The sequence below is a fragment of the Nocardia jinanensis genome (assembly GCF_014645735.1).
Classification (GTDB): Bacteria; Actinomycetota; Actinomycetes; order Mycobacteriales; family Mycobacteriaceae; genus Nocardia; species Nocardia jinanensis.
This window is the reverse complement of record NZ_BMMH01000015.1, coordinates 84,048-99,181: the sequence shown is the minus strand read 5'-3', so window position 1 is coordinate 99,181 and position 15,134 is coordinate 84,048. Positions and strand designations below refer to the sequence as shown.

Below are 15,134 nucleotides of genomic sequence, written 5' to 3'. Positions count from 1 at the left end.
ATTGCTTAATGGTTGGCGCGTATTCCTCCCTCTCCGTCGAACGGCTCCGCGTCCTGCGCGAATTCGCCGACCGCGGCACGATCGGTGCGGTGGCCACGGCACTGTCGATGACACCGTCGGCGGTATCACAGCAGCTCAAAGTGCTGACCAGGGAGGCGGGCGTCACCCTGCTCGAACCGAGCGGCCGCCGGGTCCGTCTCACCGACGCCGGGCACGCCCTGGTGGTCCGGGCCGACGAGGTACTCGCGGCCCTCGATCGCGCGGTGGCAGAGATGGCCCACTACCGGGGGTCTCCGCACGGACAGGTACGGGTCGCGGTGTTCCCCTCGGGCGGCGCGCTACTGCTACCGCATGTCCTGCCGGCCATGGCCGGCAGTGGCGTGGAGATCGCCGCGGGCGACGAGGACGTACCACCGCACGACACCCCGCGCCTGCTCGCCGACTACGACATCGTCCTCACCCACCGCGACGAGCGCGCCGCCCCGATGTCCGGGCCCCGGGTCGGCTCCCGGGTGCTCATGCGCGAACCGATCGATGTGCTCGTCGCCCCCGATCACCCGCTCGCCGGCCGGGCCGAGGTCTCGGCGGCGGAATTGGCCGAAGAGGCGTGGCTGAGCGTGCGCGGCGGGTTTCCGGTGGACGATGTACTGCGCTCGATCGCCACGGTGACCGGTGTCGAACCACGTATCGTCCAGCGTCTCAACGATTTCCGGATGATCGAGACATTGGTCGCCGCCGGGTACGGGGTGGCGTTGATGCCCCGCTATGTCGTAACCCACCCGGCCCTGTCGCAACTACGGCTGTCCGGGGTCCGCGCCGCCCGCCTCTACGACCTGGTCACCAGGCCGCGTGCCGAGAACCGGCCCGCGATCGCCGCGGTATTGGACTCGTTCGCGGCGGCGGCCCGGCAGATCACCGCCGAACCACCGCCCGCGACCGATCAGTAGCGGTTGCCGTAGGGGTATCCGTCCACACTGGCGAAATCGTCGGCGACCATCGCGGCGAGCTCCAGCAGGGCCTGCCGGGTCGGTTTGCTCACCAGTTCCAGATCGATCTCGGCACCCTCGGCGAGATGATCGTCGAAGGGGACGACCTGCACCGCTCGCGTGCGGTCCAGGAACAACCGGCGCAGATGGTCCAGGTTCACCGAGGTGGACCCACGCCGCGAGGCGTTCACCACCACCACGGTCTGCTGCACCAGGTGCGAATAGCCGTGGTAGTCCAGCCAGTCCAGGGTGGCCGAGGCACTGCGCGCGCCGTCGATGGCCGGTGAGGTGACCAGCACCAGGGAGCTCGCCATATCGAGCACACCCGACATCGCCGAATGCATCAGTCCGGTACCGCAATCGGTGAGAATGATGTTGTAGAACGACTGCAGGATCCCGATCGCCCGCCGGTAATCGGCCTCGCTGAACGCCTCCGATACCGCCGGATCCTGCTCACTGGCCAGCACTTCCAGTCGGCTCGGCGACTGCGAGGTGTGCGCCCGGACATCGGAGTAGCGCGTGATGTTCTGGTCTTCGAGCAGATTGCGCACGGTCGAGCGGGTCTGGCGCGGTACCCGGTGGGCGAGCGTGCCCAGGTCGGGGTTCGCGTCGATCGCGATCACCCGGTCGCCGCGCAACGAGGCGAACGTGGCGCCGAGGCCCACCGTGGTCGTGGTTTTGCCGACTCCGCCCTTGAGCGAGAGGATCGCGATCCGGAAATCGCCGTGGACCGGGGCGTTCACCCGACCCACCAGATCGCGGTGCACGACATCGGAGGCCGATTCACCCGGGTTGATCGTGCCGCGCGAGACCTTGTGCACCGCCCGGCGCCAACCGCCACGCGGTGCCTTGCGCGCACGTTTGAGCAGATTCAGATCGTTGACCGAATTACCGAGCTGGCCCGGCTCGGGCATCTGGCGCGGCTGGAACGGTTGTTGCCCGGGTTGTCCCGGCTGCTGGAACTGTTGCTGGGGCGGTGGCTGCGGTGCGGGCGGGCGCCCGGGATCGGCGCCCCAGTTCGGAATCTGGAACTGCCCGGTCGGCGGATTGTGCACCGGCGGAGGCGGCGCCTGCTGGAACTGCTGCTGTGGCACGGGCGGCGGTGCGACCGGCATCGGTGGCGGGGCCCAGCTGTAGATCGGCCCGCCCTGGTCACCTTCCGGCGCGGGCGCCGGCCCGGGTTGCGGGGCATACCCGCCGGGCGGCTGCGGGAACTGCCCGTTGCCGTCGGGAAGGGGTGCGGAATAGGGAGCCTGCTCCGGATTCGGCTGCCCCGGATATGGATTGACGTCCGGCGGCGGATAGTGGCCGCCGTGTGGCCCGGGAACAGCGAAGGGGTCGGGCGGGTTCGGCCCGGGTGCGGGCTGGAACTGGGCCGGGTCCGGTTGCGGGAATTGCCCGCTGCCGTATCCGGTGTTCGGATTCTGGAACTGGCCGGAGTCGGGTTGTGGGAATTGCCCGCTGCCGTATCCCGTGTTCGGGACTTGGAACTGGCCGGAGTCGGGCTGTGGGAATTGTCCGCCGCCCGGTCCGTATTGCGGAGCCTGGAACTGGCCCGGTTCGGGTTGCGGGAACTGTCCGCTGCCGTATCCGGTGTTCGGGGCCTGGAACGGGCCGGGATCCGCCTGCGTGACCTCGCCGCCCGGACCCATGTTCGCCGGCTGGAACTGATCGGGTTCGGGTTGCGGGAATTGCGGGCTGCCCGGCGCCGGAAACTGCTCCGGGGCAGGCGCGCTGAAATCCCCGCCGGGCACCGGCGGGGCGAATTGATCGAACGGAGCGTTTTCGTAGAGGGATCCGCCTTCGGCCGGTGCCGGGGGCGCGAATCCGTTCTCGTCGGTCGATGGCGGGCTCTCCGGATCGGCGGTCTCGGCCGGTCGGTATTCGCCCGGTACACCACCTTCCGGCACCGCGCTCCCGGGATCGTCGGAACCGGAGAGTTCCGCGCTCCCCGGCGTATCGGGCCCGGCGGCGGTATCGATTTCGGTGACCGGGACGGAGCTCTCGGGTCCGGCTCCGGTGGGCTCGGAATCGGAGGACGCCTGCGCGATGTTCTCCTCCGGCTCGGATTCGATCGGCGTCGCGGCGGGCGGTTCGGCGTCGGTGGGCTGCACGGTATCCGATCCGCCGCCACCACCGGCGGTATCCACCGGTTGACTCGCGGGCCAGGGCTGGGAAGTCGGATCGTGTTCGTCAGTAGTCACAGTTCCCCCATCTGCTCGGGTTTTTCGAGCAGAGAGCTCGGCGGCGTGGAGTCCGGACCCAACGCTAGCAGGTGCGGGAAGGTTCGCATGCCGGGCGGTTTACCACGAATGAGGCCGCCGTCACCCGCGTGCTACGAGTGACGGCGGCCGAGGTGGCGCGGGTGTGACGACTACTTCTGGGCGGCCCGGTTCACAGCCGAGACCACGGCGCGCAGCGAAGCGGTCGTGATCGAGGTGGCGATACCGACGCCCCAGACAACCCGGTCACCGATCGCGCATTCCACATAGGCCGCGGCCTGGGCGTCGTCACCGGCGGACAGGGCGTGCTCGGAGTAGTCGAGCACCTCCACCTGATATCCGACGGCGCCGATGGCGTCGACGAAGGCCGCGAGCGGTCCGTTCCCGCTACCGGTGACCTCCTGCTCGACCCCGTCCACCTTGACCACCGCGGTGATGCGGTCGGTACCGCCGTCGGTTTCGGCGGCGGTGACCTTCTGCCGCATCCGCTCCAGGGGCCGGATCGGGGTCAGGTACTCGTCGGCGAAGGCATCCCACATCTCCTTGGGCGTGATCTCACCGCCTTCGCCGTCGGTGATCTGCTGGATGGCCTGGGAGAACTCGATCTGCAGCCGGCGCGGCAGGGCCAGACCGTGATCGGTCTTCATGATGTAGGCCACCCCGCCCTTGCCGGACTGCGAATTGACCCGGATGACCGCCTCGTAGGTGCGGCCCACATCCTTCGGGTCGATCGGCAGGTACGGCACCTCCCAGGAGATATCGTCCACATCGGCGCCGGCCGCGTCGGCGGACGCCTTCATCGCGTCCAGGCCCTTGTTGATCGCGTCCTGGTGGCTACCGGAGAACGCGGTGTAGACCAGGTCGCCGCCGTAGGGATGGCGCTCGTGTACCGGGAGCTGGTTGCAGTATTCGACCGTGCGACGGATCTCGTCGATATCGGAGAAGTTGATCTGCGGATCCACGCCCTGCGAGAACATGTTCATACCCAGGGTCACCAGGCAGACGTTGCCGGTGCGCTCACCGTTGCCGAACAGGCAGCCCTCGATACGGTCGGCACCGGCCTGGTAGCCCAGCTCCGCCGCCGCGACCGCGGTACCCCGGTCGTTGTGCGGGTGCAGCGACAGCACGATCGAATCGCGCCGGGCCAGGTTGCGATGCATCCATTCGATGGAGTCGGCGTACACATTGGGTGTCGCCATCTCGACAGTGGCCGGCAGATTGAGGATCAGCGGCTTCTCCGGAGTGGGGGCGATGATCTCGGAGACCGCGTCGCAGACCTGCTTGGCGTATTCCAGTTCGGTGCCGGTGTAGGACTCCGGGCTGTATTCGTACCGCCAGTTCGTGTCCGGGTAACGCTTCTCGGTCTCCAGGCACAGCCGCGCGGCGTCGGTCGCGATCTTCTGGACGGCGTCGCGGTCCGCCCGGAACACCACCCGCCGCTGCAGGATGGAGGTGGAGTTGTAGAAGTGCACGATCACATTCGTGGCGCCGGAGCATGCCTCGAAGGTGCGCTCGATCAGTTCGGGCCGGCACTGGGTCAGCACCTGGATGCTCACGTCGTTGGGGATCGCGCCGTCCTCGATGATCTCGCGGACGAAATCGAAATCGGTCTGGCTGGCCGAGGGGAAGCCGACCTCGATCTCCTTGTAACCCATCCGCACCAGGAGGTCGAACATGCGGCGTTTGCGGGCGGGGCTCATCGGGTCGATCAGAGCCTGGTTCCCATCGCGGAGGTCGACGGCGCACCAGGCGGGCGCTCGGTCGATCACCTTGTCCGGCCAGGTGCGGTCCGGCAGGGCCACCGGTTCGACTTCTTCGGCGAAGGGCCGGTACCGGAAGACGGGCAGGGACGAGTTCTTCTGCTTGTTCCACGCGGGCTGGTCGGCGGGCGCGGGCTTGGCGGGCGCGGTGATGGTGCGCGTGCCGGATACGAAGGCGTCAGCGGGTGACATGCGATTTCTCCGTGGGTGAGATGGTTTTCCCGAATTGGGTCGACCGGCGCGGCGGAACCCCGCGACGGGAAGCCGGTCCGATCAGACCCCGTCGCGGCGGCTGAGAAGAAGTGCCCGCTGCATGACCCGTGCGAGTCTACCTCCTCTGGTCTCGGGCCTGCTATTGCGGTCCGGAGGGTCGGTGCTTCACAAACGCGGCGCTGTTCTTGCCGCCCGGGAGGCCCGGCGCGCCGGTTTGCGTGGGGCTTGCTGCGGCATTGCGGTCGTCGTGAATATTTCGCCGGCCGGGTCCCGGCTGTTTCGCCGCGCCGGCCACCGGTCCTGCGGTGGCCAATACCGTGCAGCGCACGCCGGTGCCGTCGCGCGGAGCGCGAGTAGCGGACGCGAGTCGAGAACAGCGCGCCCACCCGCCGCGCGGACCCGTCGCGACCGCCGGGGCGGGCAACCGCTAGCGTGCCTGCTCGGGGTTGTGAGTGACCGGACGCCGGTCCGGAAAGGTCGAGGGTTCGAGCATGACTTGGCTGGAGATGCTGGCCGTTTTCGCCGCGGGTATCGCCGCGGGCGGCATCAACACCGTCGTGGGTTCGGGGACACTCATCACCTTCCCGGTGCTGCTCGCCATCGGATTACCGCCGGTCACGGCGAATGTTTCCAATACGGTCGGTCTCGTTCCCGGTTCGCTGAGCGGGGCCATCGGCTACCGCCGTGAACTGTCCGGCCAGTGGGGCCGGGTGCTGCGCTACAGCTCGGCATCGCTGCTGGGCGCCGCGGTGGGCGCGGTCTTGCTCCTGACATTGCCCGAGGACGCGTTCGCGGCCATCGTCCCGGTGCTGATAATCGTGGCGCTGGTGCTGGTGGTGGTGCAACCGCGGTTGTCGGCGTGGGTCCGGCAGCGGCAGGGCGAATCCGGCGATGTTCCCGCGCATGGCGGGCCGATTCTGCTGGCCGCCATTTTCGGCACGGGTGTCTACGGGGGTTACTTCGGCGCGGCCCAAGGGGTGCTGCTGCTCGCGCTGCTGGGTGTGTTCGTCCACGAGGACATCCAGCGCCTCAACGCGGTGAAGAATGTGCTCGCTCTACTCACCAATGGGCTGTCGGCCGTCATCTTCATCGCGGTCGCCGAGGTGGATTGGCTGGTGGTGGCGCTGATCGCGGCCGGAGCGATCATCGGGGGACAGCTGGGGGCCAAGGTGGGCCGGCGGTTGCCGCCCACTGTGCTGCGCGCGGTGATCGTGGTCGTCGGCACCGTCGCGGTGATCCGGTTGGTGTTCGGCTAGTAGGCGTACCTCCGCCTCCGCTCCGGCCGTGCGCGGACTGCGGATGGGCTCCGCCCGCTGAACCATCGACCACTCGGCGGCGAATCGGCTTCTCCGCCACGACTGTTCATATCGACCGATTTCCCGGTACCATCCGTGCGCTGTTGCGTTACCGGAGAGGTGTTCTGGGTGGATAGGCGTGCCCTTTTCAAGGCCGTGGGGGCGGCTGCTCTTATCGGTGCGGTGGGATCGGTGGTTCCGAGAGCGGAGGTAGCTCTGCCGCGGGCCGCGGCGGAGCCGCTCTGGCACGAACTGTTCGCGCAGTGGGTTCCGGAGATCTTCGCGCCGGTACCGGCCCCGCCGGAACATACCGAGGCCATCGTCATCGGTTCCGGCTTCGGCGCGGCGGTCAGTGCGTTGCGCCTGGCCGAGGCCGGGGTCGCCACCACGGTGCTCGAGCGGGGTTCCCGCTGGCCCAACGATCCGTGGCGGGAGATCTTCACCGGCGACGATCTGCCCGACGGCCGCGGTTTCTGGCATTCCACCAGCTTCACCGGGGTGACCAAGGTGCCGATGCGGTTCGCCGATTTCGGTGGCGTGCTGGACTGCACCCGTTTCCAGGGGATCGACGTCTGGCGCGGAGCCGCGGTGGGTGGCGGCTCGGTAGTCTTCAGCGGCGCGATGATCGCGCCCGAACGCCGGTTCTTCGACCATGTGTTCGGCGGCGTGGTCGACTTCGGCGAACTGGACCGTGTGTACTACCCGCGGGTGCGCGGCAAACTGCGGCTGGACCCGATGCCCGGCGATATCTATCATTCGGCGCCGTTCACGCATTCGCGTGCCTGGGACGATCAGGTGCGCAGGGCCGGTTACCGCCCCGTTCCCAACGACTCCATCTTCACCTGGGATGTACTGCGCGGCGAACTGTCCGGGGCCGTCCGGGCCTCGGCGATCGCCGGGCGCAGCAACCTCGGCAACTCCAACGGCGCCAAATTCGACCTCAACCAGAACTACCTGAAGGAGGCCGAGGCCACCGGCCGGGCCAAGGTCTATCCCGGCCATCGCGTCGACACGATCGCCCAGGAAGCCGGTGGTCGTTTCGTGGTCACCGTGACCCAGTTGCACCCGACCGGTGCGGTACGTGGAAAACGGACGCTCACCTGCGACAAGCTTTTCCTCGGCGCCGGATCGGTCGGTACCTCCGAACTGCTGGTCCGGGCCCGGGAAACCGGGGCGCTGCCGGAATTGAACGAACACGTCGGCGACGGCTGGGGTACCAACGGCGATGTGGTGCTCGCGCGCGGTGCCAGTTCGGTCGCGGGTAACGGGCAGGGCGTACCGAGTGCCAGCCGGATCTTCGACGACACCGGGATGGCGCTGAGCTTGGAGAACTGGTACATCCCCGGCATCCCGTTCGAAACGGGTGCGCTGGCCTCGCTGGCCATGGTCCTGGATCCGACGCGGGCGCGGTTCGGCTATGACCCCGCCTCGGGCGGTGTCGGCCTGTCCTGGCCGCGCAGGGCGCAGGACGAGGTGAGCGCGGCGGCCCGGGAGGTCGACCGGCGTATCGCGGACCGGGCCGGTGCGATGGCCGAGTACAGCGCCCTCGGGTACGACGCCAACGCGCTGTTCACCGCACACCCGCTCGGCGGTGCGGTACTGGGCAGAGCGACCGACGCCTATGGCCGGGTGCACGGGCACCGGGGTCTGTATGTGATGGACGGGGCCGCGATCCCGGGCAGTACCGGGACCGTCAACCCGTCACTGACCATCACCGCCCTGGCCGAACGCAATATCGAGGCGATCATCCGCGCGGGTCACTGAATTCTCTTCGCGAAAGTCGTCGGCGGTTCCGAGAGCCGGTACGGCCGGGTGACCGGGGTAGCAGAGTCGCCGGCCGCTCGTCCGACGAGTCCTGCTCAGTGGTGCGCGGGCCGCGAACCGGTGCGATGGCGGGCTCCGCGGCGCGTCGGCGAGTAATACTGATCCGCGATCTTTCGGCGTCGAAGGGAATGCAGGTGTCAATACCGTCGTCCACGGAGCCCGTTTCAGGATCCGTACCCGACAACCCGGAGCCGGAGGGTTTTCCCCGCAAACCTCCGGCGCTGTGGACCGATCTCGTCATGCTGGCGCTGGCCGCCGTCTCGGTGGTGCTGGTCTGCTGGATCACCTTCTTCCAGGTACCGCCACAGACCTACCGGGTGATCGTCGGCATCGACTACGCGATCTGCGCGGTTTTCGCGCTCGAGTTCCTCTGGCGCTGGCGCCGGGCCGGCTGGTCGTGGACCTTCCCGTTCGTCTATTGGTACGAGGTCCTCGGCATGATCCCGGTGGCGAGCCCCTTCTTCCGTGCTTTCCGGCTGCTGCGGATCGTGGTGATCCTGGTCCGGCTGGCCCGTGTCGCCGACCGGGTCTTCGGTGACCGCGTCACCGCCGCGGTGATCAACCATTCGGTGGGCACGATCGTGGAGGTCATCAAGCGCCCGATGACCATCGCGATCATGGAAGAGGTCACCGCGGTCCTGCGGACCGGGCACTACACCCGCAATATCGCGGTGGCACTGGAGGAGAACCGGGGTGAACTCGACGAGATGATCGTCGAGATGATCAAGAACGATCCGCAGACCGGCCGCGTCCGCTACATCCCGTTCCACGACGAGATCATCAGGTTGGTCGCCGATACCGTGTTCCGGATCCTGTTCCAGGTACTGGCCGATCCGCGTACCGACGAACTCGTCTCGGACATGATCCGGGAGAACGTGGACCAGATCCGCGAGTCGGTGCGTAACGGGGTCAAGGTGGCGCCTGCGGCCTACGGCCCCACCGCCCATCACCTCACCGCCCGGCACCTCACTCGGCAGGACGTCTGACGCGGGTCAGACCAGGTCGAAGGTTTCGGATTCGGGGAACTGTTCGGCGTAGGCGACGAAATTCTCCACCAGCGCCTCGTACGATTTGCGGACCGATCTCTTCAGCAGGAATCCGGGGACCGGCAGCGGCATGTACTGCTCGACGTGCAGCAGGACCTCGCTCCCCGTCTCGCCCGCGGTGACCTCGAAGTATCCACCGCCCTTGATGCCGCGGGTGCTGTCGGAGACCTCCCACGACATCCGGTTCTCCGACCAGTCGAATTCCCAGACCTGCATATCCGGGGTGGCGTTGACCCCGACCTGGATGAACATCCGGCGCGGGCGGCCCTCTTCGTCGCGACCGGCGACTCGCGCATCCTCGAAATCCGGTGACCATTCGGACAGCATTTCGACCGCCATCAATGCGTCCATCACCTGACCCGGGTCGGCCACGACGTCGAATCTGATATCGGTCTTCGTACGCATTTTGTCCCTCGCACCCCCGGTTATTACGAATCGGCCACGATTCTCTCTTGGGGGTCGCGTGATCGTCAACACGCAGGTTCGCCGCGGCGGCGATCCCGCGCGTCGGTATACCGGCCGCAAATGTTTGCGGGGCCGGTTCTGAACCGGGATGCGCTGTGCCTGCCGGGTGGGCAGGTCAGGGTGTTCGTTCGACTGTCGCGTCCGGGCCGGGGAAGACCAGGGACTCGTGTCCGTCGTCGAAACGCACCAGATACGGCGGCGTTCCGTCGTGGCCGTGAACCTCTACGATCTCTCCCTCGTGGTCGACTTCGCCGACGGTGTGCCCGTGCACGTGCAACCGGTCTCCGACGTTTGCCATCATGCAGCCCATTATTCGGCCACTATGTCGGGCATCACAACCCCGATGGAATTGCTATCAGTATTTTTGTGGCGGGTCCGATCAATTCCGGCGTCGGGCGGCGGGTGACCCGGCGTGTGGTTGTTCGATCAACGGCCGATTCGATATCGGCGGTAGCCGTGGACCTCCTCGTCGCTCGGCGAATCGAATTCACCGGGTCGCGGAAGTCGATTCGATATGGGCCGGGTCGCGCCGGATTCCATCACACCTTGACACCACTCCAGATGTAGTACTGTGTTCAAACCACTTCAATCGCAGTACTACGAATAGGGCGGTACCTCATGCGAAAGCTCGTCTACTACGTGGCCGTCTCCCTCGACGGCTATATCGCGGGTCCGGGCGGTGAGGTCGATTTCTATCCGCTCGGCGACGATATGGCCGAGTGGATCAACACGCGCTACCCCGAATCCGTCCCCACGCATATGCGGGAACACGCGGGCATCGCACCCGATGTCCCGAACCGGCACTGGGACACGCTGATCATGGGCCGTGGCACCTACGAACCCGCTCTCGCGGCGGGGATCGCCAGCCCCTACGCGCACCTGGAGCAGTATGTCGTCTCCAGCACCCTGGACAGGATCGACGACCCGCAGATCGAACTGGTGCGCACCGATCCGGTCGAGCTGGTGCGGCGACTCAAGAAGGAGGAAGGGCCACACGGCAAAGACATCTGGCTCTGCGGCGGCGGCACGCTCGCCGGTGCGCTGATCGACGAGATCGACCAGCTCGTCTTCAAGAGCTATCCGGTGTTGGCCGGTACCGGCGTACCCGTGCTGGGCGGCGCTTTCCGGCCCGCGCGGTTCACTCCCGTCCAGCGGCGGGAGTTCGGCAACGGGGCGCAGGTCACCTGGTTCGAGCGAATGTGAGCGCCACGCGCGCACCTGCCCGGCCGGGCCGCGCGTGCGGCGGGTGCGCGACCGGGTAAACGTGACGTCACACGGCTGTGTGTTATTCCACAACCAGGACGGATACTCCCGGAACAGCGTGACCGGCATCGGTACGCTATTGCACTGATCGCCTGTTCGCTGACATTGGAGGACCCCTCGTGGCACTCGTTGTCCAGAAGTACGGAGGATCCTCGGTAGCCTCTGCCGACCGGATCCGTCGCGTCGCCGAACGGATCGTCGAGACGAAGAAGCAGGGCCACGACGTGGTCGTGGTGTGCTCAGCTATGGGCGATACCACCGATGAACTGCTCGACCTGGCCGAGCAGGTCTCTCCCGCGCCGCCCGCGCGGGAGATGGATATGTTGCTCACCTCCGGTGAACGCATCTCCAACGCGCTGGTCGCCATGGCCATCCACAGTCTCGGCGCCGAGGCGCGGTCGTTCACCGGCTCCCAGGCCGGTGTCATCACCACGTCGGTGCACGGTAAGGCCAAGATCATCGATGTGACCCCCGGCCGGCTCCGGGAAGCCCTCGACGAGGGCACCATCGTCCTGGTGGCGGGTTTCCAGGGCGTCAGCCAGGACAGCAAAGATGTCACCACGCTGGGGCGCGGTGGTTCCGATACCACCGCGGTCGCGCTGGCCGCGGCGCTGGAGGCCGATGTCTGCGAGATCTACACCGACGTGGACGGGATCTTCACCGCCGACCCGCGCATCGTCAGCGATGCGCAGAAGCTCGAGCAGGTCTCCTACGAGGAGATGCTGGAGATGGCGGCCTGCGGGTCGAAGGTGCTCATGCTGCGCTGTGTCGAATACGCGCGTCGCTACAACGTGCCCGTGCATGTGCGTTCGTCCTATACCGATAAACACGGCACCTACGTATACGGATCGATGGAGGACATTCCCTTGGAACAAGCAATCCTGACGGGCGTCGCGCACGACCGCAGCGAGGCCAAGGTGACCGTGGTCGGGCTTCCGGACGAACCCGGCTACGCGGCCAAGGTGTTCCGGTACGTGGCCGAGGCCGAGATCAACATCGATATGGTCCTGCAGAACATCTCCAAAGTGGAGACCGGCAAGACCGATATCACCTTCACCCTGCCCAAATCCGACGGTGTCCGGGCAGTGGAGATGCTGAGCAAGTACCAGGGCGAGATCGGTTTCTCCCAGGTGCTCTACGACGACCACATCGGCAAGGTGTCGCTGGTCGGCGCCGGTATGAAGAGCCACCCCGGGGTCACCGCCACCTTCTGCGAGGCGCTGGCCGAGGCCGGTATCAATATCGACCTCATCTCCACCTCCGAGATCCGCATCTCGGTATTGGTCAAGGACACCGAACTGGACGACGCCGTGCAGGTACTGCACCGCGCGTTCGATCTCGGCGGCGACGAGGTCGCCGTCGTTCACGCCGGAACGGGGCGATAAACGATGGGCGTTCGTGTTGGTGTGGTCGGCGCGACCGGTCAGGTCGGCGCCGTGATGCGCAAACTTCTCGAGGAACGTGATTTCCCCGCCGACGAGGTGCGGTTCTTCGCGTCTTCGCGGTCGGCCGGTAAGAAACTGCCGTGGCGCGGCGGTGAGATCGTGGTGGAGGACACCGAGACCGCCGACCCGTCGGGCCTGGATATCGCGCTGTTCTCGGCCGGTGCCACCATGTCACGGGTACAGGCGCCGCGGTTCGCCGCCGCCGGGGTCACCGTGATCGACAACTCGTCGGCCTGGCGTAAGGACCCCGAGGTCCCGCTGGTGGTCAGCGAGGTCAACCCGGAGCAGACCCGCAACCTGGTCAAGGGCATCATCGCGAACCCCAACTGCACCACCATGGCCGCGATGCCGGTGCTCAAACCACTGCACGACGCGGCCGGGCTGCAGCGCCTGATCGTATCCAGTTATCAGGCGGTCTCGGGCAGCGGGCTGGCCGGCGTCGAGGAACTCGTCTCGCAGACCCGCGCGGTCATCGACGACGCGGAAAAGCTCACCCACGACGGGGGCGCCGTGGATTTCCCGGCCCCGAACAAATACGTCGCCCCGATCGCGTTCAACGTCTTGGCGCTGGCGGGCTCGCTGGTCGACGACGGGTCCGGCGAGACCGACGAGGATCAGAAACTGCGCAACGAGAGCCGCAAGATCCTGGGATTGCCCGAGCTGCTGGTCAGTGGCACCTGCGTCCGGGTTCCGGTGTTCACCGGGCACTCGCTGTCGATCAACGCGGAATTCGCCGATCCGATCTCGGTGCAGCGCGCGCAGGAAATCCTGGCGAAGGCGCCGGGTGTGGAACTGGTCGATGTTCCGACCCCGCTGGCCGCGGCCGGTAAGGACGAATCCCTGGTCGGCCGGATCCGTCAGGATCCGGGTGTCCCGGACGGGCGCGGCCTGGCGCTGTTCATCTCCGGCGACAATCTGCGCAAGGGTGCGGCGCTGAACACGATCCAGATCGCCGAGGTGCTGCTCGCCGATCGCTGACGGCGGCCGCCGTCCGGCTCAGTGGATCCCCGGTGTGCGCGGATCGTTTCCGAGGCATACCAGCAGGACACAGCCGGGCGGCGCGTCGCTGAACGGCGGCGCGAGCGGTTCGCCCAGGCAGGCGAACACATCGCAGCCCGGGTACGCGGACGTACCGATACCGAAAACCGCCAGCAGGATATCGGTGTCGATATAGGAGTTCGGGTTCGTCACTAGCGGTGGTTCCACATAGGGGCCGGGGTCGGGAATCGGCGATTCGTGGAATGTGGCCAGTAGCCGCCGGAAGAATTCGTGCGGCAGTTCGCCGGTGTTCTGGATGATCCCGCCCGGACCGTAGGCACTCACGTTCCCGAACACCCCGGTCCAGACCACCACCAGATCCAGGCTGGGGACGACGAAGACGTTCTGTAGTCCCACTCCGGACATCGCATACATGTCGGCCGGCATGAACGACGGGTTCTCCGCGCAATCCGGCCCGGTCCAGAACAGGTAGCCGTAGCAGGGGTTCGTAGTCGACGGGGTGGTCGCCCGCGACAGGTACCACGCGGGCACTATCTGCCGGCCGTTCCAGTTGCCGGCGTTACCGACGAGCAGCCCGAGCTTGGCGAGATCGTTCGGCGGGATCAGTAGATGCGCGTAACCATAGGTGTGCCCGGAGCGGTCTCGCGCCCAGTACAGGTCGCCGCGTTCGATACCCAGTGGTGCGAACAGCTCGCGTTGCGCGAAGTCCTGTAGCGGTTCACCGACCGCGAGTTCCAGCACGTAGGACAGCAGATCGACCGTGCGCTGACTATAGGTGAACACGGTGCCGGGTTCATGATCCAGCGGTACTCCGAGGGCCTGCACCGCGCTGTTCGGATCGATGGGTACCGCCCCGGTGAGCCCCTCGGTCACCACCCCGGTTCGCATACCCGAGGTCTCGGTGAGCAGGTTCTCGATTGTGATCGCCCGCCTCCGCGTATCGCCCAGACCGGGTGGGAGATACCGGTCGATCGGGGCTTCGAGATCGATCAGGTCGCGTTCGGCGGCGATTCCGGTGAGCAACGAGACCACGCTCTTGGTCACGCTCCACACGTTCCACGGGGTGTTACCGGTGCGTGTGTTGCCGGGTCCCTCGCCGATCAGGCAGTTGTGCCGAAAGATCTGGATGTTCAACCGCTTCCGGCCGGCCGCGAAGGCCAGGGCGTCGGTCAGGCGTGTCGAGTCCAGTCCCACTTGCTCCGGCCGGGCCCGGGCCGGTTCCCGGCCGGAAGACACCTCGCACCGGGTGGTCGTTGGTTCGTCGTCCGGGGTCGCCTGCGCTTGCGCGGCGAAAAGCTGTCCTGCCATCAGTATTACCGCTGTGACCCCCGCCAGGAGCCCACCGAAACGCGCCATGCGGATCACCCTAATGGGCGTTCCACCGGGAGGCCGGTATCACGCGATATCGGGTCCGCCGACAGTGCGACGCCCCTGCCCGATCGAGGGATCGGTTCAGGAGCAGTCGTCTACGGGCACGGGACTACACGGCGCCGGTGCCTTATCGGTGCGGGGCCGGTCAGAGCAGACCGAACCAGTAGAACGCACAGGCCAGAGCCCATACGACCAACGTATCCATCCACACTCCCACTCGTTGTCGTAGCGGATGCCTCCATGAT

At 66.9% G+C, this 15,134-nt stretch carries 12 protein-coding genes; 7 read left to right on the top strand and 5 right to left on the bottom strand.

Translation table 11 applies throughout. The features are described from left to right. Window positions 1-8 precede the first annotated feature (8 nt). Complete coding sequence (locus tag IEY68_RS27475; RefSeq protein ID WP_058853412.1) at window positions 9-947, top strand: LysR family transcriptional regulator; 939 nt, start codon at window positions 9-11, stop codon at window positions 945-947. Here the strand turns inward: IEY68_RS27475 and IEY68_RS27470 are convergent. Both IEY68_RS27470 and leuA read right to left on the bottom strand, forming a co-directional pair. After that, window positions 941-3,190, bottom strand: coding sequence for a MinD/ParA family ATP-binding protein (locus tag IEY68_RS27470; RefSeq protein ID WP_373293022.1), 2,250 nt, complete (start codon window positions 3,188-3,190; stop codon window positions 941-943). The genes IEY68_RS27475 and IEY68_RS27470 overlap by 7 nt on opposite strands. A 170-nt stretch (window positions 3,191-3,360) precedes the next feature. Beyond that, window positions 3,361-5,160, bottom strand: a complete 1,800-nt coding sequence (leuA, locus tag IEY68_RS27465; RefSeq protein ID WP_058853411.1) for a 2-isopropylmalate synthase — start codon at window positions 5,158-5,160, stop codon at window positions 3,361-3,363. Between the two features lie 512 nt (window positions 5,161-5,672). On the opposite strand from leuA, the gene IEY68_RS27460 reads away from it, so the two are divergent. The 3 genes from IEY68_RS27460 to IEY68_RS27450 all read left to right on the top strand — a co-directional run bounded on the left by IEY68_RS27460 (window position 5,673) and on the right by IEY68_RS27450 (window position 9,286). After that, window positions 5,673-6,437 carry a sulfite exporter TauE/SafE family protein gene (locus IEY68_RS27460; protein WP_058853410.1) on the top strand — a complete coding sequence of 255 codons (765 nt, stop codon included), beginning with the start codon at window positions 5,673-5,675 and terminating at the stop codon, window positions 6,435-6,437. Window positions 6,438-6,668: 231 nt separating this feature from the next. Further along, on the top strand, window positions 6,669-8,240 hold the full coding sequence (locus IEY68_RS27455) for a GMC oxidoreductase (RefSeq protein ID WP_459167280.1): 1,572 nt from the start codon (window positions 6,669-6,671) through the stop codon (window positions 8,238-8,240). A 194-nt stretch (window positions 8,241-8,434) separates the two neighbouring features. Continuing rightward, window positions 8,435-9,286, top strand: coding sequence for an ion transporter (locus IEY68_RS27450; RefSeq protein ID WP_373293021.1), 852 nt, complete (start codon window positions 8,435-8,437; stop codon window positions 9,284-9,286). Between the two features lie 6 nt (window positions 9,287-9,292). Here IEY68_RS27450 and IEY68_RS27445 read toward each other — a convergent pair whose 3' ends face one another. Beyond that, the gene (locus IEY68_RS27445) at window positions 9,293-9,751 is read right to left on the bottom strand and encodes an SRPBCC family protein (protein WP_058853409.1); all 459 of its coding nucleotides are present in this window, start codon (window positions 9,749-9,751) and stop codon (window positions 9,293-9,295) included. A 175-nt stretch (window positions 9,752-9,926) separates the two neighbouring features. Further along, window positions 9,927-10,112 carry a DUF1918 domain-containing protein gene (locus IEY68_RS27440; RefSeq protein ID WP_058853408.1) on the bottom strand — a complete coding sequence of 62 codons (186 nt, stop codon included), beginning with the start codon at window positions 10,110-10,112 and terminating at the stop codon, window positions 9,927-9,929. 317 nt (window positions 10,113-10,429) lie between these two features. Between IEY68_RS27440 and IEY68_RS27435 the strand changes: the two genes are divergently transcribed. From IEY68_RS27435 to IEY68_RS27425, 3 genes are all read left to right on the top strand, one after another. After that, complete coding sequence (locus IEY68_RS27435; RefSeq protein WP_058853406.1) at window positions 10,430-11,014, top strand: dihydrofolate reductase family protein; 585 nt, start codon at window positions 10,430-10,432, stop codon at window positions 11,012-11,014. Between the two features lie 179 nt (window positions 11,015-11,193). Next, window positions 11,194-12,459: an aspartate kinase gene (locus IEY68_RS27430; protein WP_062998215.1), complete on the top strand. Its 1,266-nt coding sequence runs from the start codon at window positions 11,194-11,196 to the stop codon at window positions 12,457-12,459. 3 nt (window positions 12,460-12,462) lie between these two features. Then, the gene (locus IEY68_RS27425) at window positions 12,463-13,497 is read left to right on the top strand and encodes an aspartate-semialdehyde dehydrogenase (protein ID WP_058853405.1); all 1,035 of its coding nucleotides are present in this window, start codon (window positions 12,463-12,465) and stop codon (window positions 13,495-13,497) included. A gap of 18 nt (window positions 13,498-13,515) precedes the next feature. On the opposite strand, the gene IEY68_RS27420 is transcribed toward IEY68_RS27425, so the two are convergent. Further along, window positions 13,516-14,874: a serine hydrolase domain-containing protein gene (locus tag IEY68_RS27420; RefSeq protein ID WP_058853404.1), complete on the bottom strand. Its 1,359-nt coding sequence runs from the start codon at window positions 14,872-14,874 to the stop codon at window positions 13,516-13,518. Between the last annotated feature and the right edge of the window lie 260 nt (window positions 14,875-15,134).

Bases quoted from the DNA above. Each gene is read 5' to 3' on its own strand.
- IEY68_RS27475 (WP_058853412.1), top strand. From the start codon at position 9: ATGGTTGGCGCGTATTCCTCCCTCTCCGTCGAACGGCTCCGCGTCCTG.
- leuA (WP_058853411.1), bottom strand. From the start codon at position 5,160: ATGTCACCCGCTGACGCCTTCGTATCCGGCACGCGCACCATCACCGCG.
- IEY68_RS27460 (WP_058853410.1), top strand. From the start codon at position 5,673: ATGACTTGGCTGGAGATGCTGGCCGTTTTCGCCGCGGGTATCGCCGCG.
- IEY68_RS27445 (WP_058853409.1), bottom strand. From the start codon at position 9,751: ATGCGTACGAAGACCGATATCAGATTCGACGTCGTGGCCGACCCGGGT.
- IEY68_RS27440 (WP_058853408.1), bottom strand. From the start codon at position 10,112: ATGATGGCAAACGTCGGAGACCGGTTGCACGTGCACGGGCACACCGTC.
- IEY68_RS27435 (WP_058853406.1), top strand. From the start codon at position 10,430: ATGCGAAAGCTCGTCTACTACGTGGCCGTCTCCCTCGACGGCTATATC.
- IEY68_RS27425 (WP_058853405.1), top strand. From the start codon at position 12,463: ATGGGCGTTCGTGTTGGTGTGGTCGGCGCGACCGGTCAGGTCGGCGCC.
- IEY68_RS27420 (WP_058853404.1), bottom strand. From the start codon at position 14,874: ATGGCGCGTTTCGGTGGGCTCCTGGCGGGGGTCACAGCGGTAATACTG.